The sequence below is a fragment of the Rhizobium sp. C104 genome (assembly GCF_022354505.1).
Classification (GTDB): Bacteria; Pseudomonadota; Alphaproteobacteria; order Rhizobiales; family Rhizobiaceae; genus Rhizobium; species Rhizobium redzepovicii.
This window is the reverse complement of the sequence record NZ_CP092348.1, coordinates 879,072-903,043: the sequence shown is the minus strand read 5'-3', so window position 1 is coordinate 903,043 and position 23,972 is coordinate 879,072. Positions and strand designations below refer to the sequence as shown.

Sequence of the window (23,972 nt, the reverse complement as noted above, 5' to 3'; positions counted from 1 at the left end):
CAACCGTGCTTGAGGTCAATAGATCCGGTAAGGCAAATGCGCTGAAATTTCGCGTGAGGCCTAATCGACCAGACGGCGAGCCATGATGACGTCGTCGATCTCCCTGCCCTCTTCCAGAACCCCGGCAGGGATCCTGCCGACCTCGGAGAAGCCCTGTCGATGATAGAACCGGATCGCCGCCGCGTTCTCGGCGCTGACGAAGAGTTCCAGCTGCCGGATGCCGATTTGGCGCGCATGATCGACAACGACATCGAGAAGCCTCTCGGCAAGACCGGTGCCGCGCAGGCTCCTTCCGATGTAGACCATGATGATCGTCGCACGATGGGCCATCTTGCTCGACCGCTGGCGGATCAGGCCCATTATGCCGACGGGCTCACCATCCTGAAACGCGATGAAGACCGGCTCGCTCAGGCGGTTGCGCCACTCATCGAGGGAAAGAGCCGCCCAGTCTTCATAGCGGCTGGCAAAGGAGGCGGGTTCGGTGCGAAGCGCTTCCAGACGAATGCGCCGGAAGGCCTCCACTTCGCCTGCCTGGATATGCCTGATCGTTACGCCGCTTGCATCCATTCTGAGACCTCCCGAGATATCTCGGCTGTCGTCATGACAGTGTGCTCCAGCCGACGCAAGCGGAGACGATGACTCAAATCCGGCCCCCATTGCACCCGCCTAGCGCCAAAGCCTGGAAAAGCCTCAGCCCGAGAAGGCCCGCAAGGGGCCTCGAAGACAAGGCGGGTGCGCGGGCGGCGGAAGAATGCAGGGGTAAATGCTGGAGCCTGTCCTTCGAAACTCCGAGGGCGTCGGAAGAACCGCGCCCCAGACAGCCTTATTCTGAGAGGCCTCGAAGGACGAGGCAGGGCTCCGGCTGCAATTACTGCGCCGGGGTTCCCACCCGGCCGCCCTTCCGGACGCCCGACGGATCGCCGTCCGTCGGCTGGTTCGTTGGCCGGAGGTCCCATTGATTGGACGGCCGGATGGCCGGTCGCTCGGTCGCCGGTTCGCGCGTCGACCGCACAACCAGATTATCCGGCTGATCGGTGGACCCCGCCGCCGATCCATCAGCTGACCACTCGGTCCTTTGATCGCTCGGCTTGTCCAGCTTGAAGGGTGCAGTCTGACGGACAATGACGAGAAGAACCATCCCGACCACCATGCAAATCAGCGTATAGAGAACGAAATACTTCAGTGCATATCCCTCGCTGATTGGCAGAGCGACCTTGACAGCGGCGCGAATGATATTTCCGCATCATTGAATGATACTTGAAAAAAGGCAATAGATTTTAGATGAAACCAGTAAAATTCAGAAATTGACCACGCAGAATAAGATAGTTATTGGCGATTCCCAGACAACATCTCCCGCACTGCTCGATTTATCTTGGCCATCCCGGTAAAGGCGAGACGCGCATGTCAACGTCGGCTGCCGCTCAATCCTCCCATCTCGCTTCCGGAATTCGCGGGGTGCAGTTCGTCAAAGATGCGTGTCGGCTGGCATCACAATGCCTCAGCGCGCGCCAAAACACCTGCCTGTTCCAGACTGATACCCTTGGCGAGGGGATCGGCATGGCGGTGCGCCAACCGCCATTCTTCGTCCTCGCGGCGATAAACCAGGGTGACGCGCAACGGCCAGTCCTGCATCGGCAGACCGCCGACCTCCACCCGGCATCGTTCGATAATGGCGAGGACAATCATGTCGGCTGATGCATAGGCCTGCACGACCTCCTGTTCGAAGGTGCCGTTCGCGAAGAAACGGCCGATCGCCTGCCAGCGCTCCTGCGTCAACTCTGCCTCATGCGTCGGCCGCCCGCCGAATGGCGACATCAGCGTGTAATCGGCCGCGTGCGGATTCAAGGCGCGGTATGCATCGATATCGCCGCGCATCAGCGCCGCATTCGCCTCTGCCGTGCGGCAGATGAGCTCCGCACAGGCCCCTTCGGCGATGGAACTCTCGGCCGGCATCGAACTGGATGGGAATGACATGACCTTGCTCCTTCGGCTATGCGGATGCCGTTTGCGCCCGCTACAGTGCAAATCCCACTTCAGCGGCACTGAATCCAATGATATGATTTCAGCGATATGCTGAATCCAGTTGATCTCTCCCGCAGCGATCTCAATCTGCTCGTGCTCTTCGAGGCCGTGCTGGAGGAGCGTCATGTCGGCCGCGCCGCCGAGCGGCTGAACCTAACCTCTTCTGCCGTCAGCCACGGGCTGGGCCGGCTGCGGCGACTGCTGAACGATCCACTGTTCCTGCGAACGCCCAAGGGCGTCGTGCCGACGGCGCGCGCCACGGAACTGGCGGCACCGATCGCCGATGTTCTCGCCCGCGTGCGAAGGATGCTTTCAGCCGCCGAACCCTTCGATCCCGCAAACTCCACCCGCCGCTTCACGATCGCCGCACCGGACGGTGTTTCGGCCGTGCTGCTGGCGCCGCTCCTGGACAAGCTTCACCGCACCGCACCCGGCATCGATATCGGCATCCGCCAACTGCTGCCGGCGCCCAACGAAACCTCGCCGGAGCGTGCGTGGCGCGACGCATTCGCCGATCTCGACGACCGGCTGACCGACATCGCGGTCATTCCCACCGAGCACATTCCGCAGCGCTTCCACGTCAGCCGGCTTTATGAAGAGGATTTCGTCGTGGCAATGCGGACCGGCCATACCTTCGCCGGCCAACCGACCCTGGTCAGATACTGCGAGATGCAGCATCTGGTCGTCTCGCTCAGCGGCGATCCCCATGGTTTCGTCGACGAGGCCCTGGCCAAGCACGGCTGCGCGCGGCGCGTCGCGCTGACCGTGCCGAACTTCACATTCGCCCTTGCCATCCTCGCCGAGACCGATTTTCTCTGCGCGTTGCCGAGACGGTTTGCCGCCATGCATGCGGCGCGCTTCGACCTGGAAAGCGTCAACGCGCCGCTGGAACTCACGCGACTTCACATCAATGCCGTTCTCCCCAAGGTCGCCTTGATGGATGCCGGCGTCGCCTGGCTGCTGGGCGTTATCGAGCAAACGCTGCCGGCGGCGCCGTAAGGCTGCAAAATTCCGCGACGCCCAAGATCGATCTTATATTTCGCTGCCAAGACAGCGTCGGCAAGATCGGCTAGACTGCATGCGCCGACAGCTTGCGTCGAGGGCATCCAGGGGACGTCGGCGGCAGGGGGATCTGCATGTCGGCAATTGCATCTCTGTTTCAGGAAGCTGCCCGGCTTGCGGCCGGGTTTCGGCAGACGATACCCGCCCGCCATATGCCCGCTCACGACTATGCCACCTCGCTTGCCGCCTTCAGTGAGCCGCTGCCGACGGTCGGTTCGCAAATGCTTGATGTCATCACGCAGCTCGCAGGTGGCGCCGAACCCGGGCTGCATGCAACCACCGGACCACGCTTCTTCGGCTGGGTCATCGGCGGTTCCCATCCCGTCGGCGTCGCAGCCGATTTCCTCACCAGCGCCTGGGGCCAGAATGCCGGAAACCATACCGCCGCCCCGGCCGCTGCCGCCATCGAGACCGTTGCTGCCAGATGGCTTCTCGATCTTCTGAAGCTGCCGGCTGAAAGCTCGGTCGGTTTCGTTACGGGCGCGACGGTGGCGAACTTCACCTGCCTTGCCGCGGCGCGGGGCGAGGTGCTGCGCCAAGTCGGCTGGGATGGCGATGCCCGCGGCCTGTTCGGCGCGCCCGAAATCACCGTACTGATCGGCGACGACGCTCACACGACGGTGTTCTCTGCGCTGCAATTCCTGGGCCTCGGCCATGATCGCGTGCTGCGCGTGCGCACCGATCCGGTGGGACGGATAGACCCGGCCGCGCTGGCGGGCGCGCTCGAGAGGGTCTCCGGTCCCGTCATCGCCATTCTCCAGGCGGGACAGATCAATACCGGCGCTTTCGACGACTTCGCCGCGATCATCCCGCCGCTGAAAGCGAAAGGCGCCTGGGTGCACATCGACGGCGCCTTCGGCCTCTGGGCGCAAGCGTCGGTGAAGACCAGCCATCTCAGCCGCGGCATCGAATCCGCCGATAGCTGGGCGACCGACGGTCACAAATGGCTGCAGACACCCTATGATTGCGGCTATGCGATCATCCGCAATGAAATCGCTCATCGCCGCGCCATGACGATTGCCGCAAGCTATCTGCCGCTCGCCGGCGAAGGTGAACGCGATCCTTCCCATTACGTGCCCGAGCTATCAAGGAGGGCGCGCGGCTTTGCCACCTGGGCGATGCTGAAACATCTCGGCCGCGACGGTGTGGCCGCCCTCATCGACCAGTGCTGCGCTTCGGCGCGGCTGGCGGCCGAATTGCTTGGGCGCGAGCCCGGCATCGCCATTCTGAACGAGGTCACGCTGAACCAGCTCATCATCCGCTTCGCGGCCGACAGTCCGGACGAAGAAGGCGACACCATGACCCGAAAGACGATCGAAAAGATCCAGGCGGATGGCCTGATCTTTGCCGGCGGCGCCAAATGGCACGGCCGCGACGTGTTGCGCCTCTCCGTCACCAATTTCCAGACGACATCGGATCAGGCGGAACTGGCGGCGGAGAGCATCATTGCCGCGTTCAGGAGCGTCGGTCGGGGGTGACACTTCCGTTGCGGCACATCAAGTCCCTGCGTTCTAAGAGGGCGCGGACGCCCACCCGCACTCCCTCATTCCTGTGCCCGTTACAGGAATCCAGTGCGCCCAAGTCCTTGGCCGCGAAGACTCTTTTCCGTTGCAGTATCGGTTCAATCACGCGCGGACGCGCCGTGGCTGGATTCCTGTGACGAGCACAGGAATGAGGGGAGCGTGGGGTGGACGTTCTTGCTCCAATCTTCCGCTGCGACTATAGCTCCCCCCCATTCCGATCGCGCAGAGGAGCAGAGCCATGAAAGCCAGCGACGTCGCCGCCCATTGGGAGAGCAATGCCGAGACCTGGACGATTTATAGCCGGGCCGGCTACGACAAATATCGAGACGCGCTGAATACGCCGGCATTTCTCGAGATGCTGCCGCCGGTCGCCGGCCTTGCTGGGCTCGACCTCGGTTGCAGCGAAGGCTCGAATACCCGCGCCGTCCCGTCTCGGCGCCCGCATGACCGGCCTCGACATCGCGCCGACCTTCATTCGTTATGCCCGCGAGACCGAAATGCAGGCGCCGCTCGGCATCGATTACATCCTAGGCGACGGCCAGTGCATTGATTTCCCGGAAGCGAATTTCGATTTCATCACCGCCTTCATGTCGATGATGGACATGGCCGACCAGCGCCAGGTGCTGAAGGGTATCCACTACGTCCTGAAACCCGGCGGCTTCCTGCAGTTTTCCATCCTTCATCCGTGTTTCATGCCGCCGACGCGCCGCAATATCCGCAACGAGGCCGGCGAGCGGGTCGCGGTAGAGATCGCCGACTATTTCGACGAGAGCGACAGCCGGATCGAGCGCTGGATCTTTTCCTCCATACCCCAAACGGAGCGGGCGATGCTAACGCCCTTTGCCATCCCGCGCTTTCACCGGACGCTGTCGACCTGGGTTTCGATGATCGTCGGCGCGGGGCTGACTATAGAGGCCTTCGGCGAGCCGACAGCGGCTCCGGAGCTGGCAAGGGCCGAGCCTGTCGTCGCCGACACCCGCATCGCGCCGATCTTCCTGCATATAAGGGCGCGCAAACTTTAAACGCGCCGCGATCGAAGGAAGGCACTCTCAAGGGATGGCGGCGAAATCAGCTTCGCAGCAGAGGCCAAGCCGGCATCATCGTCGCACCGCCACGACCGAGCTGGCGCGATACCTGGACAATTGCACCCGGTTGGATTGATTGCCGCCGAACAGGTAGACGTACTGCCGGCGCTGGTCGATGTGATCGAAAAGGCTCACATGAAAGCGCCTGCCCGTGCGGATCACGACGACATCCCCTCGCCTGGCGGCGCGGAAGAACACCGGCTTGCCGAACTTCCTCCAGGACACCGCCATATTGGGGTTGGGCGGCGGTTGTCGCGAAGACCGCTTGGCGACAAAGGCCAGGAACGCCCCGCACCACGATACCCTGCGGGGATTGATGCTGAGGAAGGAGATGGAGCGTTCGTGCATGCTCTTGTACTTGACTGCCGTGCCCAGCATGTCCGCCTCACAGGGCACGGCAAGCACCGTGAGGACGATGACGAGAATAACCTTCATAGTTACCCACCATTGTTTGTATAACGCTGAAATTCAGAAATGTGGCGAAGAATAAAACAGGCGCGGCAACGTAGAAGCCAATTATGGCGTGATTTAGAAACAACTAATACTGGCATTTTGGCGGCGGAAATTAAGCCGGAGAAAGGCACGAAACCGCTGCAGGCAGGGGCTGACCCCGACCAACAAACTCCGCAAACCGCATGTTTGTCGGGCCGAAAGAGGAGAGTTTCACCATCCGAACCCAGCTCCTTCCGGGTTGGATGAACTTCACCCGCAAGTGATTGAGCAACAAGTTGATTCACCAAAAAGTTGACAGCAGTGAGCGACCGCGGCCATCACCTGTACGAGCTATATTTAAGATAGCCACAGTAATACTCAATTTCGATGTGAAATACATTGCGCCCGCGCCCATTCAGGGGCCAAAGGTGGTCGTGCACCACCCTGTCGGTTGCGGAGATAGACACTGCCGGATAGCGGATAGCCACCGCGGCGAGTTAACCGTGAGGTTGCACCGGTTCAGGCCGGTCGGTGACCGGAGCAGGATCCGCGGCAAGCGCCCTGGTGACCAGAAGTGCCGCGACGAGAACAGGGACGACTGTCCAGTACGAAAAGCGGATGCCGAGCTGTTCGGCAACGAAACCGAGCAGCGGTGGCCCCGCGAAAAACACGAGAAACGTCGTCTGCCCGAGCGCTGCAACGCTGACGAGTGCAGGTCGATCCCTGCGCCGGGCCGCAGCCGAGATGGCAAGCGGATAGACCGATGAGCAGCCGATCCCCGTCAGGCCGAAGCCCGCAAGCGCGACAACAGGATGCGTCGCCGTCGCAACCGTCATAACACCGATGACCGTGATCCCAAGGAGGGTTATGGCGACCGGGCGGGGATTGAAGCGGTCGACGACCGGGTCCATGCCGAGCCGCCCGATGGCGATCAGCAAGGAGAAGATGGTCACGCCGAGCCCGCCGACGAAGGGTTCGACGGCAAATACGTCCCGCATATAGATCGCCGACCAATCGACGCTTGCGCCTTCGGCAAGAAGCGGAGCTGCACCGACGAGGCAAAGGGGCAGGAGCCCGACGGTGGGAAAGGCGATAAGCGGCGGATGTCCGGGGTGTGCATCGCGCCGCTTGGGCGCATTCTCGATCCCGGAGAAAACGATCGATCCAGCAATCAAGACAATGACGAGGGTGAGGAAGGTATGCAGTTCGATGGACACGGCAGCCTGCCGCATGCCGGCGGCAACAAGGGCGGTGAGGCAGAAGCCGAGGCTCCACATGCCGTGAGCCCGGTTCATGATGCGATACTTAAGCAGCGCCTCATGGCGATCGGTTTCGATATTGGCGTTGATCTCGAATGCTCCGGTGAAAATGCCGGCAATGAAGAATAAAGGCACCGCCGACGGAGCCGAAGGCATCCAGGGGATCAGCGCCAAAAACAGCGACGCGCCGAAGACGGTGACGAAGGCGGTTTTGCGTGCACCGAGCCTCTCGATGAACCTCACCGCGAACGTCAGTCCGCACAGAACCCCCGAGGACAAGACAGCGAGCAAAAGGCCGAGTTCGCCCTCGGCAAGGCCGAACTTGCGCTGAAGGTCGGGCAGCCGCGAAAGAAACGCACCGACGGAAAGGGCCACTGCAAATTGAATGAAGAAAATGCGATAATGCGGCTTCATCTCGGGGACTTGCTCCGATTGGGGCGGGGTTGAGCCCAAGCATCCGAGATAGCCGGACATTCCGACGAAATGGCGACTGGCCCCAAAATCCGCGGTTTTCGCTTTTCTCCCACCGTTGCTGACAGTTCCTGTCAGCATGCTGACGCCCCCGCTCGTTTCAAGAGCGGTTGGCGGCTCGCCGGAAGCAGCCGTCAAGCCACTGCTTATGACGCCACAAGTGGATGCTGGCCTCCTCAGCCCCGCCTTCTGCCCTCACAAAAAATTCGCATCCGCATCAATTTACTTGCCGTTCTGCAATGCGGCATATGTTTGTGTGCATGGCCAAGTGGCATGAGCGGGGAACCATGACATCAACACGTGCAGACAATACGGGTGAAGGTGCCGGCCATAAGGGCTTTGTCGGATTGGTCGTCGGCGCGATCGGCGTCGTCTATGGCGATATCGGCACCAGCCCGCTCTATGCCCTTCGTGAGGCGCTGAGGCCCTTTGCCGCCGATGGCGTGCATGAGGCCGAGGTTATCGGGCTCATTTCGCTGATGGTCTGGACGCTGACGATCATTGTGACCTTCAAATATGTGCTCTTCCTTCTCAGGGCGGACAATGACGGCGAAGGGGGCACGCTTTCGCTTCTCGCCCTCCTGATGAAGAAGATGGGACGGAACGTTCCCGTGCTCTTTTTCGCCGGCCTGATCGGAGCGGCTCTCTTCATCGGCGATGCAATGATCACGCCAGCTCTGTCGGTCATGTCGGCGCTGGAAGGCCTGAAGCTGGTCACCCCGGCCTTTGCCGACTATGTCCCGCTTGCGTCGGCTGCGATCATGATCGTTCTGTTTGGCGTCCAGTCGAGGGGAACCGCTGCCGTCTCGATGTTTTTCGGGCCGATTACGGTGTTGTGGTTTCTGGCGATGGCGGCGGGCGGTCTGATCCATATCGGTGACGATTGGGCGATTCTGGAGGCGCTCAATCCGGTCAATGCATTCCTGTTTCTTACCCATGCCGGCACTGTCGGCCTCATTGTGCTCGGCGCCGTCTTTCTGACTGTCACCGGCTGCGAAGCGCTCTATGCCGATCTCGGGCATTTCGGACGCCGCCCGATCCAGACGGCATGGTTCGTGCTCGTCTTTCCGGCATTGCTCCTCAACTATCTCGGACAAGGCGCGCTCGTTCTCGCCCATCCCGAAACGGCTGCCAATCCATTCTTTCTGATGTATCCCGATTGGGCCTTGCTGCCGGTGGTGCTGCTGGCGACGATGGCGACGATCATCGCCAGCCAGGCCGTCATCACCGGTGCGTTTTCGCTGGCCCGTTCGGCGGTTCACCTCGGCTTCCTGCCGCGGCTGCGGATCAAGTTCACGTCGGAGACCAACACCGGCCAGATCTACGTGCCGAGCGTCAATCTTCTCCTCCTGGTCGGCGTCCTGATGCTGATCTTCTCCTTCGGCGACTCCGAGTCGCTGGCGACGGCCTACGGCATCTCGGTGACCGGAACCATGGTCATTTCGACCATGCTGGTCTTCCAGTTCCTTCGCGCCGTCTGGGGCTACTCCCTCGTGCTCGCCGCTGCCCTGCTGCTGCCGCTCTTTATCATCGAAGTCCTGTTCCTAGCGGCCAACCTCCTGAAGATCTACGATGGCGGCTGGGTTCCGGTCGCCCTTGCGCTGGCGATCATGATCCTGATGTGGACATGGACCCGCGGGCAGGCCTATCTGAAGAGACTGCGCGCCAACAATGAAATCCCGCTCGACTCCTTCATCAGGTCGATCGAGCGAAAGTCGGACCATTCGCCGGTCACCGTTCCGGGAACGGCAGTCTTCCTGACCAGCGTCCCGGACCGGACGCCGAACGTTCTGCTCCACAATCTCAAGCACAACCACGTGCTCCATCAGCAGAACGTCATCCTGACCGTCTGGACCGAAGACGAACCTTATGTCCCCGACAACAGGCGCATCAAGATCAGCCAACTCTCGCCGCGCTTCGTGCGCCTTGACCTCACCTTCGGCTTCATGGACGATCCTGATGTCACCAGGGCGCTGGCGCTCTGCCGGGAGGGAGGTTTCAAGTTCGAGATCATGAAGACCTCTTTCTATCTCGGTCGCCGGAACCTTGTGAGGACGCCGAACACCGGCCTGCCCGGCTGGCAGGAGCGCATATTCATGGCATTGGAAGGCTTGGCGATCGATCCCTCCGATTACTTCAACCTGCCGTCAAACCGCGTCGTCGAGCTCGGCGAACAGATTGCGATTTAGAGCACGGCAGCGAAGTGAGTTGGGAGAGTTGTCCCGCATCGCGAACTCCGCGGCGTAGGACATTGAACGTCAGGCCTTGGCCGAGATCGCGCTCAGTTCCTCGAGATCGAGATCGCGTTCCAGCTCGTCCAACGTCTCGTCATCGATGTCGCCGGCGCGGTGGAGACGAATGAGTTCCCGGCGCCCGGTCGCGACCGCTTCGAGAACGACGTCGAAGTGAGCGTGCAGCAACGGCACGTAGTGCTCGGTTCTCTCGGCATAGTCGACGATCGCCGTTGCCCTGCGCTGGTAGCGTTCCAGCAATTGCGGGTGGATGAGCTTTCCCTCTGCGTCATAGGCCAGGTTTTGCACGATCCCGAACTGCACCTGTGCCATGGCGGCCTCAGCCTGGCTCATGGTGAGACGCGCTCTTTCCGTCTCCGGCGGTAGCCGCGCCCAGGCAATCACCCGCCCCAATGTCGTGCCCTGCACGAGCACGGTTCCGAGAATGACGGCAAAGGACGTGGCGAGGATGAAGTCGCGGCCCGGGAACCCCTCTGGCAGGCTAAGCGCCAGGGCGAGCGTGACCACGCCGCGCACGCCTGCCCAGCTCAGGACGGTCGCACCGCCGGTTCCGAGCGGCCGGGCGCGTGTGAACCCCAGAGCCGCGCAGACGCGGATGACGAGATCGGAGGCGAAGACCCAGGCAAAACGCGCGACCACGAGCGTCACGAGGATTGCCAGCATCGGCAGCCCCATGGTCGCGATTACGGTAGTCAAACCGCCGCCGCGTTCGACGACATCCCGCAGCGACAGCCCGATCAATGTGAAGACCGCCGCTTCCATCAGGAAGATCATCACCGTCCAGAACGACGTGCCGCGCATGCGCGTCGCCGCTGAAAAGACCGTGTGCTGATGCCAGGAAGCGATCAGGCCCGTGCTGACGGTGGCGATGACGCCGGAGACATGCAGCAGTTCGCCCAACAGATAGGAAATCCAGCCGAGCAGCACGGTGGCCGCGATGATGAGATAATCATCGCCGAGATGGCGGATGAGTTTGACCCAGGCCAATCCGACCGCGATGCCGACGACGGCGCCGCCCAGCGCCAGCACGAAGAAACTGCCGGCGGCCTCCCCCGCGCTGAAAGCGCCTGTTGCGGCGGCGGCAACGGCAAAACGGAAGAGCACCAGGCCGCTCGCATCGTTGAGCAGGCTCTCGCCTTCCAGCAGAATCTGAAGCCGCCGTGGCAGTCGTACGCGCTCCAGCACGGCGCGCGCCGAAACCGCATCCGGCGGCGCAACGATAGCACCCAGTGCCGCGCAGGCGCCCCAGGGAAGTGACGGAAAGATAAGGTGGGCGACAACGGCCACGACGACGCAGGTGAAGAATACCGCGCCGACGGCAAGCGAAGCGATGCCGATCATATGCCGCCGCAGCCGCGACAGCGCGATCGACCAGGCGCCGTCCATCAACAGCGGCGGCAGGAAGATGACCAGCACCAACTCGGGATCGACCGAAATCGCCGGCAGTCCCGGCACAAATGCCAGCAAGGCGCCACCGGTCAGCAGCGCGACGGACGGAGGCAGTCCGAGCCTGTGGGCGGCATAATGCAGCGCGATAATCGCGAGAAACATCGCGATAACAAGCTCGAATAAGTGGGTTGGTTCCATGCGCCCTGCCCCGGCTCGGAAACGAATGTCGAATGCCTGCTGCATAATTGAAACCAAAATCGATTCAAGAAATTTTGCAGCAATTCAACCTGCTTGGTAGCGCATTATCGTGACAAGATTTCACCTGCGATCAACGAGATGCGCACGCGAGGGTGCAGGTTCAAACCGATCGGCGAAATATTGCGTTTCGTTGGCCACCAGGCCTTCGCGGAATTCCATGATGCTCACCGCGTAAGATGGCACGTCGTCGTAGGTCAATATGAAGTCAGTGACCCAGAGGTCACCGCCGCCGATCATTCGCCGCACCGTAAAACGCTTCCTGTTCGGCTGGACGAACCGGCTCTCCTGGATATTCTGCCGGCCGCGGATCAGCTCGCCCGATTGCGGGTAGTAAAGCACGGCGTCCTCGGCGTAGATTTCATGTTCGACGTCGAAATCGCGGGCGTCCGAAGCCTCCCAATGACGCTCCAGCGCCGTCCGCACTGTTCGATCATCCATCACAGTCTCCCATCTTCGCTTTAATGATCGGGAATTCGACGGCGATTATGCCTCAATGACCCGGCCGGCGCATGTAATGATGCTGATATTGGACCGCCGCGCCTTTAGGTTACGCCGTCTAATTTCATCGCGGGAAGTTGCGCCCAGTATGGCCATGGCGACGATACATGACGCGACTTCGACTTGTCTCAGCCTCAAACCTGTTTGCGGGTTGCACGAACGAGACCTGAGAGACCTGGCCCGGGAGGGCGTCCGCAGGGATAGAGTTGGTGAGCGCATCTCTGTCCCTTACAGGGGCGAGAGCTGAGCCGCCATATGTCACCGTCGAGCCCGGCGCTCCCTGGATGCCGAAGATTTCGCTGCCGTCGATCATTGCCAAGATTTAATTGGAGTTTCCGGCCCGCTCCCTTACATGCGTCTTGAGGCAGAGGAAGACAGATGAAGAGGCGGACCCTGGTGCTTGGAGGTGCGACTACTGTCGCTTCGACCGTGGCCGCGGCGGCGATCTGGCCACGGCGGCATATCACTGTTGCCGCCAGGGCATTCGACTGGAAGGGAACAGACTTCCTGAGCGGCGGCACAAAATCGGTCGCACTGGAAAAGCTGCCTGCGCCGCTCTTCCGCAGCCGTCCGAATTGCATCGTGACATCAGCCCAGACCCTTGGCCCCTGCCATGTCAACAATATTCCGGCCCGTCAGGACGTCTCGGAAGGAAAGGCAGGACTGCCGTTGCGGCTGGCCCTTCGCATCGTCCATGCAGCCGATTGCCGGCCGATCGAAAATGCCGATATCGAAATCTGGCATACCGATCGTCGTGGCATCTATTCCGGCCGCGAGGCCGCCGACATGTGTACGCTCGGCGACGCCGAGGCAATCAGCGGCCTCGCTTTTCGCGGACGCCAGCTGACGGATGCAGAGGGGCAGGCAAGCTTCCTGACGACCTATCCAGGATGGTACAAGGGCCGCACGCCGCATGTTCACTGCCGCATCCTCGTCGAGGGCAAGGAGCTTCTCGTCAGCCAGATCTATTTCGACGATACGCTGAGCGACATCATCTATGGCGAGCATCCGGACTATCTCGGACGCCCTGCCCGCGATACCCGCAATGAAGCTGACGGCATCATCCCGGAAGACGCCGCCGATCACATGTTCGACCTCGAGAAGCTCGACGGCGGCGTGCTTTCCGCCACCATCGCGATCGGCCTCTCTTCGTAAGCGGATAGCAGAGAAAGCCGCCGATCGCCAACGGCTGGCCTTGCCGGACTTCCTCCACCATCGGGGTTTTAAAGGACGATCTTGCATCCGGCATGAAACCAGATGCTGCATTCCCGCGTACTAACTCTCGACAGCGGAATATAGGCAGCGAGGGTTGACGGCATGGTCAGGAAAGAAGGCGTAGCGCACATCCCCCGGCAAATCGCCGAACAGGGACTGGCCAGGCTGATGATGAGGCTGCCCGCGACGCGGGCAACAATCAGGGCCGCCGCGGCGAGCCAACCGCATCTTTACGAACTCTGCGGAGCCTATGGCGAGGCCTGCGCCGTTCTTGATCGCATGCGCAAGGATATGTCGGCCGACCCGGCGATCGTCACCGAATACGAGATCATCTGCGCGGAAATCGAAATCGACGTCACCAGAATCCTGCTCGGCGGCCGATGAGTTTGCCGGCATCCCTTGTCAGGTCAGCACGCCGTCCACATCGATGGAGATGCTCAGCGTATCCGTATCGTAATGATGCGCTGCCCCATCCGAAATCTTATAATAGAACGTCTCGCTCACATCTCCGGTAAGCCCGGCAAGCTTCGCCGCGTCGAGCGTGTAGCTGTAGTCGCCATGATCGTCGACATGGATGCTGCCGTATTGGCCGGTCAGCGTCAGACCGTTCTTGCCGACGACTTCGCCGTCGAAGCGGCGAAGCAGCAGGATCCCATTGGCCGAACTGTCGTTTTCGAGGAGATTGCCATGATGGGCAACATCCGTGTCGGCTGAGATCTTCAAACTGTCATGGGCTGCGACGATTATCGGAACCGTGTCCGCATGCGCTGTATCGCCGGCAGCGTGGCTATCAAGGCTCACAAACAGGGCGTCGGCCTCGTCGAGCGTCGTGTTGTTGCTGACGGGAAAGGTGTTCGCGGCGATGATGGCCGGCGATATGCTGTAGGGCGTGACATCGCTGGCGATGACATTGTCGTGGAACGCTCCGGATGCAGGCCTGTCGACCTTCAGCGCCGCCTGCGACAGGTCGTCGAAAATGTTGCTGTGGACATCGATATCTTCGCGAACGTAACTGGTGGTGCCGGCGGAACTGACCACCACGCCCCATACGCCGTCATGGATGTAATTGCCTGAGATATCATAGTCTCTGGTGTCGCCCTGGTCGCCGAGGCCGACGGCGTAGGACCAGCTGTAGCCGCCATACCCCGATATGTCGTTGTCGTGGATGGCGATATTCGTGCCCGCCTGAGCGGCCACCCCGAAGCCGCCGCCAACCAGCGTGTTGTCCTCGATCACGGCATTGACAGGCCGGACGAGCGCCAGCACGCCCTTCGGGCTAATGGCGCCCGTCTGGTCGAGATAGTTGCCGCTGATCAGGATGTTGCTGCTGTCGTTCATCTGCACGGCATCTGCCGTGGTGCCGTGGGCATTGGTAACGGTGTTGTTGAGAAGATTGACGCCATTGATCTTCTCGATCCAGACGCCATCGCCGTTCACGTCGTTGATCGTGCTGTTTTCGATGGTGATATTCGAGCCTGTTCGGAAGGTGACGGAACCGGACTTGCCCGCCAAGCCGGTGTGATCGACCTCGACATTGCGCACGGTCCAGTTCGAGACATAGCCGCCATAAATAGCTGCACCGCCGGTATCCGAGATCTTGATGTTCTCGATGACGATGTTCGACGCATAAAGGCTGTGAATGCCGTCGCCGGGACTATGGATGACCGGCGCATCGCCGATCCCGTAGCTGCCGATGGTGATCGGGGCGCTGGCGGTGCCGGAATATTTCAGGTCGAGTTGGTCGTTGTAAACGCTTCCCGCGGCGAGCAGCACGCTATCGCCGGGCTGCAGCTTCAAATTTTCCACCGCCCAGAAGGATGCAAAAGGCGCATCCTCGCTCGTGCCGCTGTTGTTGTTGGCGCCTGTCGCCGAGTTCACATAATAGACTGTCATATCGCCATATGCTCGCATTGTCGCGCAGCTGTGTGGGGATCAGCTGCGATGAGTGGATCGGATGCGGTCGGGGCGAAAGGCCATAGAACAATCTTCGATTGTCACGACGGCGGTAGACAGGCTGTGGCCTGCAATGCTCCCGAGAAGCCTGGCGGTGGCTGCATCCTCGACAATACAACTTAAGAGAAAATAATCTATAAAATAACGACCGAAAGGTGAATGAAATGGTAATGGACCGTTTGCAATTACCGTAAGGGAACAGCCGCCCTCGCCCTTCAATGCCCCTTACGGGACGCTTCAGGACGAGGGCGGAGAGAGGCCGTCCCCTATCTTAGCTTAGCAAGCCATCCATATGGATGAAGACGGTCAGCGTATCCGCGTCGCTGTGATGGGAGGTTCCATCGTCGATGCCGTACTTGAAAGACTCGCTCACATGTCCACTATGGTCGTCGGGCAGCTTCGTTTCATCGAGCGTGTAGGCATAGTTGCCTTCCCGGTCCACGTGGATGGAACCGTAGTCTCCAGTCAGTGTCAGGCCGTGCTTGCCGACGGCTTCGTCGCCGAAGCGGCGAAGCACCAGCGTATCGTTGTCGGAGCTGTCGTTCTCCAGAAGATTGCCGCGATGGGCTTCGCCCGTATCGGTGAAGATCTTCAGATTGTCGTGAACGGCGACTACTGCCGGGTCGGAGACCGCCTCCGTCGTTGCGGCAACCTTGGCCTCGGTGCTTGCAAGCGCCGTCTCGACACTTGCGACCGTGTGGTTGTTACTGACGGAAAAGGTATGCGCGTCGACGATGGCGGGGGATATGCTGGTGGCCTTGACGCCGGTCTCGATGGTGTTGTTGTAGAAGGAGCCGGATGCCGGCCTGTCGACCTTCAGCGCCGCCTGTGTGAGGTCGTCGAAGACGTTGTCGTGGACCTTGATATTCGTCAGGCTATAGCTGGTGCCGGTGGCGCCGCTGACGGCCACGCCCCAGGCGCCATCGTGAATGTGGTTGCCAGAAATGTCGTAATCCCGTGCGCTGCCCTGATCGCCGAGGCCGACGGCGAAGGACCAGCTGTAACCGTGATATCCCGATATGTCGTTGCCGTGGATGGCGACATTCTTGCCCGCAGGCGCGCTGATACCGAAGCCGCCGCCGGTCAGGACATTGTCCGCGACCACGGCATCGGAGGCCCGCACCAGCGCGATTCCCCCTTCGGACTGACGGCATGGGTCTGGTCGAGATGATTGCCCTTGATCAGAATATTGCTGCTGTCGTTGACCTGCATCGCATCGGCCGTAGAGCCGCTGGCACTGGTGACGGAATTGTTAAGAAGTTTGACGCCACTGACCTTTTCGATCCAGAAACCGTCGCCTTTGACATCAGATATCTTGCTGTCTTCGACCGTGACGTTCTTGCTGTTCCTGAAGGTGACGGCGCCTGCGTTTTCCGACATCCCGCTCTTGGCGATCTCGACATTGCGGACCGTCCAGTTGGTGACATCGCCGCCATAGATGGCCGCACCGCCGGTGTTCGATATTTTGAGGTTTTCGATGACGATGTTCGAGGCATAAAGACTGTGAATGCCATCGCCGCCGCTGTGGATGACGGGTGCGGTCCCCGTCCCGTAACTGCCGAACTTGATCGGCGCACTCTCGGTGCCGGAATATTTGATATCGAACTGCTCGTTGAAGACACTGCCCTTGGCAAGAAGCACGCTGTCGCCCGGTTTCAAAGTCAAGGATTCCACTTTGGACAAAGTCGCAAAAGCCGAGTTCTGGCCCGTTCCGCCGTTGCGGTCGGAGCCAGTCGCTGAGTTCACATAGTAGATTGTCATATCGCCAATGTTGCCCTGTTCGTCGGATCGCTACATCGCCACTCGAATCGACCGGAACCGGCCGTCCGAACGCGGCGGGAGCAACCCGCCACGGCAAAAGGGCGAGAAGATGTTGTCAATGCGGCAGCGGGCCAGTTTGCGGACCTTACTCCACAGGCAATGGCGCGGATTTGCTAACACACTGGAAAGATGCAACTTATCCGAAAATTATCCGGCGGGGTAATTGCATGAATCGGCGGTATGTGGAGCGATGGAGCAATAAAAGATATGCCGTGTAGCCCCCTCATCCCACCCTTCGGGCCACCTTCTCCCCGCTGGGGGAGCAAGCCGAAGGCTTCGTGTCTACACAGGATGCGTTCGAGAAGGGCAAAACGTTCCCACGATTCCACTTCTCCCCAGCGGGGAGAAGATGTCGGCAGGCAGATGAGGGGGCCAAACGGCACGGCAGCCAAGGTCTTCGAGGCACTACTTCACCCCCTCTCCCGCAACGCCGCCCTCAGCGGCAGCCTTGCCGCCGCCAGCGCCGGCAGGGCACCACCGATCACGCCGACCGCCAGCCCGAGCAAACCTGCCGTCAAAATCACATCAGGCGTAACCACAAGGTCAAACGCCATCTTGGTATTGTTTGCGCCCATCGTGCTTGCCTGCCAACCGTCAAAGGCGAGCCGGGAGGTGAGGATGCCGACACCGGCGCCAGCCACCGATAGCAGCACCGCCTCGAACCAGGTGGTGGCGAATGCCGGCAGGCGGGAAAAGCCGAGCAGACGCAAGGTGGCGATCTCAACGCCGCGGTCCGAGACCGAGCTCATCATCGTGTTCAGCGCGCCCGCCGTCGCGCCGACCGCCATCAGCAGCGCGATCGGCCAGCCGAACAGGCGGATCAGGCTCTCGGTGCGTTCGGCCTGCGCGGCATAAAGATCGGCCTCGGGGATTGATGTGAGTGGCGTGCCCGATATATCGGACAGTCTCTCGCGCAGCACCGCCAGCGCACGCGCGGGATCGCCCCCGCCGGCAAGCCGCACGCGCAGGCTCTGCACCTGTCCCTGCCGGCCGAAGGCCGCTTGCACAGCATCCAGATCCGCCCAGATCTCGGATTCGAAGGCGCTGCCGCCGGAAGTGAAATGACCGGCGACGGTCCAATCGACAGCGCCGAACCGCACTCTCCGGCCGACGGCAAAGCCGGGGAAAGCGTCTGCGATGCGGGCGCCGACGACGATCTCGCGTCCGCCCGGCGCAAACAGCCGCCCCTGCGAAAGCCGGGCGCGGCCGCGCAGATCGAGCCCTGTGCGGTCCATGCCCCGCAGCGACAGCGTCTGCTCGGCGCCGTCGCTCCCCTTCACATCGATCGGCACGATGGTCTCGCGCGACAGCGCCAGCCCGCCGGCCCGGTCGCGCGCGATGCCGGTGTCCCCGCTGATGGCGGTCAGGCTGCGGATCGCATCTGCCGGCACGTCGGAACCGGTTTCCTGGTTGGTGCCGCCGCCGAGGATGACGGCGATGTCTGGCGAGCCGGCACCGGCAAGAGCCGCCTCGAAGCCGCGCGCCATCGCTAGAAACCCTGCCAGCACCGCCACCACGAGAGCGACCGACAGCACCATCGACAGCGAAATCGCGAGCCGACGCGGCAGGCTGCCGAGATTGATTCTCATCATGAGAAAGGTCTGCTTGAGCGCTGATGACATTGGATTATCTCGTTTTGAAAGCGTTGACGATCGGCAGACGCATGGCGTTCACGGCCGGCAGCAGCCCGGTCAGTAGGCCGAGCCCGGCAATGATCGCGATGGATTTCAGCAGTACCTCGCCGCTGAAGACGAGGCCGAATTCCGGCCCGATCGACAGTGTCGCGAGCTTGGCCAGGATGAGCCCGCCGGCCCCGCCGATGGCGAAGATGAACAGCGTCTCGCCGAGAATGAGCGCGACGATGCGACCCCGGGAAAAGCCGAGCACCTTCATCACGCCGATTTCGAAGCGGCGCTCCCTGACGGCAAAGAGCATGGTGTTGACCGATATCATCAGGATCGTCACGAAGGCCGCGCCGACGACGAGGCTGACGATCAGCCCGACATCGGCGAACTGCCGGAGAAATCCTTCGAGGAACTGTTTTTCCGATTGCGTCTGGGTCTGCGCCGCAGAATTGGCAAAGAGCGCGTCGATGCGCGCCGCCAGCACGCCCGAAGCGATACCGTCGCGCGGGCGCACCACGAAGGCGTCGACGGTATCCCTGTCCCGCGCGCGGGCGGCATTGACCATGTCGTAGCGAGCGAGCATGAAATAGGTGTCGCTGCCGGCATCAGCCCCCTCGAAGATGCCCGCGATGGTGAAGCTCCAGTTCCGGCTGCCGTCGGCCTTCATGAGCTGACTGGTGAGGCCGATGCGCTGGCCGACCGACCAGTTCTGCGCCTCAGCCAGCGCTCTGCCGACGAGCACCCGGTCGCCGCCTTCTTCCAGCGCCGAGATCAGCTCGGGCGTCAGCCGGAGTTCGGCACCATTGGCCGCGGCAATCGCCTGCGGATCGACCGCGCTGACGGCGACGACATTCTTCTCGACCTCGACGAAGCCGCGCATCCGCGCCGTATAGGCGACGGCGGCGACACCACCTTCCGCCGCGATCCGGTTGAGATAAGCAATCGGCAGCGGCAGCCCCCGGCCCGATTTATTGAACACGCCGAGCAGATTGTCGCTGGCGCCGGCCGCCCCCTGGCTGCCGCTGACGAAACTCGCCGTCAGTCCGTAGATCAGGAAGGCGATGCCGACCGAAAACATCAGCAGAATGGCGCGCAGCCGCTTACGCCAGGCATTGCGCCGCATGAGCTGGAAAAAGGTCATCGGCCTTCCCCCTCGACGAATTCGCCTTTGTTGAGATGCAGCGTGCGCCTCGCAAAGGCGGCGGCCTCGGGATCGTGCGTGACCATGATGATGGTCTTCTGAAGCTCGCGATTGAGGAAGACCAGCATCTCCAGGATATCATTGGCCGATTTCCGGTCGAGATCGCCGGTCGGCTCGTCGCAGAGAATGAGATCAGGATCGGCGACGATGGCACGCGCAATGCCGACGCGCTGCTGCTGCCCGCCCGACATGCTCGACGGAAACTGCCGCTGGCGCCCGGCAAGCCCGACCAGATCCATCACCGTGTCGACACGCGCCCGACGCTCCTTGCGCGTCAGCGGCTTCAAGAGCAGCGGCAACTCGATATTGTCAGCCGCATTCAGCATCGGCAGCAGATTGTAGAACTGGAAGACGATGCCCATGCTGTGCGCCCGCCAGGCGGCCCTCGCCCCTTCGCCCATCTGCTCGAGATGGCTGCGCCCGATCCGGATCTCGCCGGCGTCAGCGCTGTCGATGCCGCCCAGCATATTCAGCAGCGTCGATTTTCCGGAACCCGACGGCCCCATGACCGCAACGAAATCGCCGCGCGGAATGGAGAGGTCAAGCCCCGAAAAGATCGGTATCGTCTCCGCCCCGATCCGGAACGCCTTCCTGACGCCGGCAAGCGCGATATAGGGGTCTTGAGTGTCGGTCATTGCTCTGCTCCTTGGTGGTTTGTTGATCTGTGGCCGGTAACCGGTGGCCGCCCTGGTTCTTCGAGGCCCCTGCGGGGCACCTCAGAATGAGGTCGGAGAGAAGCTGCGATCTCCGGCACAACAAGCCGAACCGCACGGCACCAATCAGCCCGCCTGCCGCACGGCACCCGATCAGCTTTCCAGCCACACGGCACAACAACCAGCCCTCATCCTGAGGTGCGCAGGCCGAAGGCCGGAGCCTCGAAGGACGAGGGCGGGTGATGAGCACCAGCGGCCGACGCACCGGAAGCCGCGGCATCCCCCACCACCAGCCGGATACGCGCCGCCATGGCAGGCCGCATGCCCAGCGGCGGCGACGTCAGCGACAGGCGCAGCGTCACCGTCCCCTTTTCCCGCGAAATGACAGGCGCGATCTTCGACACCTCGATCGCAAAGGGCTGGCCGGGGAAGCCGTCGAGAATCGCCTCGCCCGACAGGCCCGGCCGCATCAGCGCGATATTGGCCTCGGCCACATCGGCATCGATGACCAGGCTCGCCATATCGGTAATAGTGAGCAGGCTTTCATCCTCCCGCACGCTGTCCTCGCGCGACAGCACCGTGTCGCCGACATGCGCGTCGAGCCGCGTGACGATGCCGGAGATCGGCGCACGCACGATCAGCGCCTCCACCCGCTCACGCGCCTTGTCGATCTCGAGCTCCGCCTTTTCAGCATCCTGGCGCGCCTGCAGGACGGCATTCTCGGCCTTATCGACAGCCGTTCTCGCCTCCTCCAGCGACTGCGCCGACATGGCGTCGCGCCCGGCGAGCCGTTCGCTGCGCGCAAACGACAATCGCGCCTGTGCAAACTCGATGGTCCTTGCATCAAGCGCCAGCGCCGCCGCCCGTCCCGATATCTCGGCGCCCCGAAGCGAAAAGCCTGCGCCGGCATCGTCAAGCCGCACCAGCACCTGCCCTGCGACGACGCTGTCGCCCGCGTCGACCTCGACCGCGACGATCCGGCCCTCATATTTGGAAAAGACTGTGGCGATATCGGTGGCGACAACATAGCCGGAGCCGGTGATTTCCCGGGTCGACGCAGCTGTGCTCTTCGCTCCATCCTCGGTCGGAGTCCGCATCGCCCCAACAGCGACGCCGTCTCTGACGCGCCTCTCCACCCTATCAGCGGATATCGCAAGATCACCGCCCGAAAAACCCGCAAGCGCGGTCTCGACACGCTGCAGCGTCTCGGCCCTATAGAAAAGAGCCGCCGCCAGCGGTGCCGCCGCAGCAAGGACAAGCATCGCGCCAGGGATCACGCGCCGCCGGGCACGAGGCTTCGGCGGCGCCATCTTCAAGGTCCCGGGCTCGATCGAAAGCGATCTGAGCTTGGCCGCAAGGTCTCGGTCATGTTCTGATGTCGTGTTCATGCCGGCAAACATCGCCGACCCGACAGCAATCGCGACCTCGAACACGATCCAGGGAGTCCTCGATCGCGATTGTGTACGTGGCAGTGGCCGTCCTTGTCCTTCGAGGATCAGGCCGTCCGCCTCACCCCTTCCTCTGCCGCCACGCAACCGGCGTCATATCCGTCACCCGTCGGAATTCACGGTTGAAGTTGGACTTCGTCTGGAAGCCGACCTCGAACATCACCTCAGTCACTGGTTTCTCGGTGCCGGCAAGCAGCCGGCAGGCCTCGCCGATCCTGTAGTCGTTGACATATTGCGAGACGTTCTTGTCCATCGCCCGGTTGATCGCCGCCGAGATCTGGCGGGCGGGGATGCCGGTCTTGCGGGCCAGCCGGTCGAGATTGAGATTGGTATCGCGATAGAGTTTGCGGGCCTCCATCAGCGCATCGACCGCGGCGATCGTTTCCTTGTCTTCGCTCGTCTCCGGCCGTGGCGCCGTCTCCACCATCTCCGCCGGCGCCCGGCTTCGGCTGGCGGCGGCCGCCGCAATGCCGAGAATGACGAGGACGGCGAGATTTCCGATACTGATCAGCATCAGCGCCCGCGCACTATGGGCCGAGGTGAGGTCGAGGAAGACGAAGGTATCGATCGCAGCCGAGAGACACAGGGCGGCGGCGGTAAAGATGATTGCCCGGTAGGCCGGCACCGCCCCTTCGAAAGGCGCCAGCCGCAGCGCATCGGCGCCCGGGCCCATCAAAAGCAGGATCGCCAGGGCATAACCGACGAAGATCAGCACCAGCGCGATGTCGATCGCCTCCCGCCAAACGGCCATCAGCAGCAGGATAAGGGCGGCGGGCACGGCATGCAGGGCCATCCGCGCCGGCAGCGGCCGCCGGCTCGTTCTCACCAGCCGGGAAACCCCGGCATAGGCAAGCGGCGGCACCATCGCCGCGATCACCGGCGCGACCAACCCAACGGCCTGGACCCCATATCCCCAACGCAGGCCGGAGAGCACGGATTGCAGCGCGGCAAGCAGGATGAGCGCCAGAAACGGCCGGTTCGGCACCGCCTCCTCGTCGCGCCTGAGGACGGCAACGAAGAGGACAAGCAGCAGAAGGGCAACGGCGAAGGGAAGCGGAATAAACAGCATGGCCTGACAGGATCGTGGCGAATAGGCGGCCATCATTGCCGAGATCGTCGCCCGGCGCGACCTCCATCATGTTTTAGGACGCGATTTAGGTGGGGATTTTGTGGGGTCGGTGGCCGCCGGGATCAGCGGCGATCCAGGAATGCGAGCACCCGGGTAACGAGGAGCGCGGTCGCATCCGCGTCATAGGACGGCAGCGAACTGTCGGCGAAATAGTGCTGATCGCCGGGGTAGAGGAAAAGCTCGGCGTCATCGACCTTCGCCACGATCTCGCGGGCCGCGTCGATATCGCCCTCGCCGACAAAAATCGGATCGTTATCCATGCCGTGGATCTGGACGGCGACGCCCTCCGGCCAAGGCCCGAAGGCCCATCTTCCACTGATCGGCAGGCAGGAGTAGAAAAGCAAGGCCCCGCGGGCGCCACGCCGTGTCTGTGCCAACTTCTGCGCCGGCAGCACGCCGAATGAGAACCCGGCATAGACCAGTTCGCGGGGCAGTTCGTCGGCGACCTGGACGCCGCGCTCCCTGATCGCGTCGAATCCGATCTGGCCGATATAGGCAAGCCCCTCCTCGATGCTGTCGAAGATGCGCCCGTCGAACAGATCAGGCGTATGCACGATGTGGCCGGCTGCCCTGATCTCGTCCGCGAAGGCGCGCACGCCAGGGGTCAGCCCTTGAGCGTGGTGGAACAGCAGAATCTCGGCCATCGTTGCTCCGGTGGAGATAGTTGCACCTGATA

At 62.0% G+C, this 23,972-nt stretch carries 18 protein-coding genes and 2 pseudogenes; 6 read left to right on the top strand and 14 right to left on the bottom strand.

What is annotated here, in order from left to right; all coding sequences use genetic code 11:
• Positions 1-60 precede the first annotated feature (60 nt).
• Both MF410_RS05560 and MF410_RS05550 read right to left on the bottom strand, forming a co-directional pair.
• A complete protein-coding gene (locus MF410_RS05560; protein ID WP_097625947.1) occupies positions 61-567 on the bottom strand; it encodes a GNAT family N-acetyltransferase in 507 nt (168 codons plus the stop codon).
• 921 nt (positions 568-1,488) lie between these two features.
• Positions 1,489-1,974, bottom strand: a complete 486-nt coding sequence (locus MF410_RS05550; RefSeq protein ID WP_097625949.1) for a nuclear transport factor 2 family protein — start codon at positions 1,972-1,974, stop codon at positions 1,489-1,491.
• A gap of 96 nt (positions 1,975-2,070) precedes the next feature.
• Here MF410_RS05550 and MF410_RS05545 point away from each other — a divergent pair, with 96 nt between their 5' ends.
• The 3 genes and pseudogenes from MF410_RS05545 to MF410_RS05535 all read left to right on the top strand — a co-directional run bounded on the left by MF410_RS05545 (position 2,071) and on the right by MF410_RS05535 (position 5,629).
• Positions 2,071-3,021, top strand: a complete 951-nt coding sequence (locus tag MF410_RS05545) for a LysR family transcriptional regulator (protein WP_131711775.1) — start codon at positions 2,071-2,073, stop codon at positions 3,019-3,021.
• Between the two features lie 137 nt (positions 3,022-3,158).
• Positions 3,159-4,562 carry an aspartate aminotransferase family protein gene (locus MF410_RS05540; protein WP_097625951.1) on the top strand — a complete coding sequence of 468 codons (1,404 nt, stop codon included), beginning with the start codon at positions 3,159-3,161 and terminating at the stop codon, positions 4,560-4,562.
• A gap of 283 nt (positions 4,563-4,845) precedes the next feature.
• A pseudogene (locus MF410_RS05535) lies at positions 4,846-5,629 on the top strand (class I SAM-dependent methyltransferase).
• A gap of 75 nt (positions 5,630-5,704) precedes the next feature.
• Here MF410_RS05535 and MF410_RS05530 read toward each other — a convergent pair.
• Complete coding sequence (locus MF410_RS05530) at positions 5,705-6,127, bottom strand: TIGR02594 family protein (protein WP_097625952.1); 423 nt, start codon at positions 6,125-6,127, stop codon at positions 5,705-5,707.
• A gap of 494 nt (positions 6,128-6,621) precedes the next feature.
• Complete coding sequence (locus tag MF410_RS05525; RefSeq protein WP_097625953.1) at positions 6,622-7,797, bottom strand: MFS transporter; 1,176 nt, start codon at positions 7,795-7,797, stop codon at positions 6,622-6,624.
• Between the two features lie 344 nt (positions 7,798-8,141).
• On the opposite strand from MF410_RS05525, the gene MF410_RS05520 reads away from it, so the two are divergent.
• Positions 8,142-10,043: a potassium transporter Kup gene (locus MF410_RS05520; RefSeq protein WP_097625954.1), complete on the top strand. Its 1,902-nt coding sequence runs from the start codon at positions 8,142-8,144 to the stop codon at positions 10,041-10,043.
• Positions 10,044-10,112: 69 nt separating this feature from the next.
• On the opposite strand, the gene MF410_RS05515 is transcribed toward MF410_RS05520, so the two are convergent.
• Positions 10,113-11,693: a Na+/H+ antiporter gene (locus MF410_RS05515; RefSeq protein WP_097626069.1), complete on the bottom strand. Its 1,581-nt coding sequence runs from the start codon at positions 11,691-11,693 to the stop codon at positions 10,113-10,115.
• A 120-nt stretch (positions 11,694-11,813) separates the two neighbouring features.
• Entirely contained in the window at positions 11,814-12,191 is a 378-nt protein-coding gene (locus tag MF410_RS05510; protein ID WP_097625955.1) for a nuclear transport factor 2 family protein, read from the bottom strand.
• Between the two features lie 438 nt (positions 12,192-12,629).
• Here MF410_RS05510 and MF410_RS05505 point away from each other — a divergent pair, with 438 nt between their 5' ends.
• Positions 12,630-13,406, top strand: coding sequence for a protocatechuate 3,4-dioxygenase (locus tag MF410_RS05505; RefSeq protein WP_097625957.1), 777 nt, complete (start codon positions 12,630-12,632; stop codon positions 13,404-13,406).
• 162 nt (positions 13,407-13,568) lie between these two features.
• Positions 13,569-13,850: a nodulation protein gene (locus MF410_RS05500; protein WP_097625958.1), complete on the top strand. Its 282-nt coding sequence runs from the start codon at positions 13,569-13,571 to the stop codon at positions 13,848-13,850.
• Positions 13,851-13,868: 18 nt separating this feature from the next.
• On the opposite strand, the gene MF410_RS05495 is transcribed toward MF410_RS05500, so the two are convergent.
• From MF410_RS05495 to MF410_RS05460, 8 genes and pseudogenes are all read right to left on the bottom strand, one after another.
• Entirely contained in the window at positions 13,869-15,359 is a 1,491-nt protein-coding gene (locus MF410_RS05495; protein ID WP_097625959.1) for a right-handed parallel beta-helix repeat-containing protein, read from the bottom strand.
• Between the two features lie 331 nt (positions 15,360-15,690).
• A pseudogene (locus MF410_RS05490) lies at positions 15,691-17,180 on the bottom strand (right-handed parallel beta-helix repeat-containing protein).
• A 470-nt stretch (positions 17,181-17,650) separates the two neighbouring features.
• On the bottom strand, positions 17,651-18,862 hold the full coding sequence (locus MF410_RS05485; protein WP_097625961.1) for an ABC transporter permease: 1,212 nt from the start codon (positions 18,860-18,862) through the stop codon (positions 17,651-17,653).
• A 4-nt stretch (positions 18,863-18,866) separates the two neighbouring features.
• Positions 18,867-20,006: an FtsX-like permease family protein gene (locus tag MF410_RS05480; protein ID WP_097625962.1), complete on the bottom strand. Its 1,140-nt coding sequence runs from the start codon at positions 20,004-20,006 to the stop codon at positions 18,867-18,869.
• The gene (locus MF410_RS05475; RefSeq protein WP_097625963.1) at positions 20,003-20,701 is read right to left on the bottom strand and encodes an ABC transporter ATP-binding protein; all 699 of its coding nucleotides are present in this window, start codon (positions 20,699-20,701) and stop codon (positions 20,003-20,005) included. The genes MF410_RS05480 and MF410_RS05475 overlap by 4 nt, the downstream gene beginning before the upstream one ends.
• 206 nt (positions 20,702-20,907) lie before the next feature.
• The gene (locus MF410_RS05470; protein WP_097625964.1) at positions 20,908-22,152 is read right to left on the bottom strand and encodes an efflux RND transporter periplasmic adaptor subunit; all 1,245 of its coding nucleotides are present in this window, start codon (positions 22,150-22,152) and stop codon (positions 20,908-20,910) included.
• 76 nt (positions 22,153-22,228) lie between these two features.
• Complete coding sequence (locus MF410_RS05465; RefSeq protein WP_179867123.1) at positions 22,229-23,272, bottom strand: AraC family transcriptional regulator; 1,044 nt, start codon at positions 23,270-23,272, stop codon at positions 22,229-22,231.
• Between the two features lie 86 nt (positions 23,273-23,358).
• Positions 23,359-23,940, bottom strand: a complete 582-nt coding sequence (locus MF410_RS05460; protein ID WP_097625965.1) for a dienelactone hydrolase family protein — start codon at positions 23,938-23,940, stop codon at positions 23,359-23,361.
• Positions 23,941-23,972: the final 32 nt, after the last annotated feature.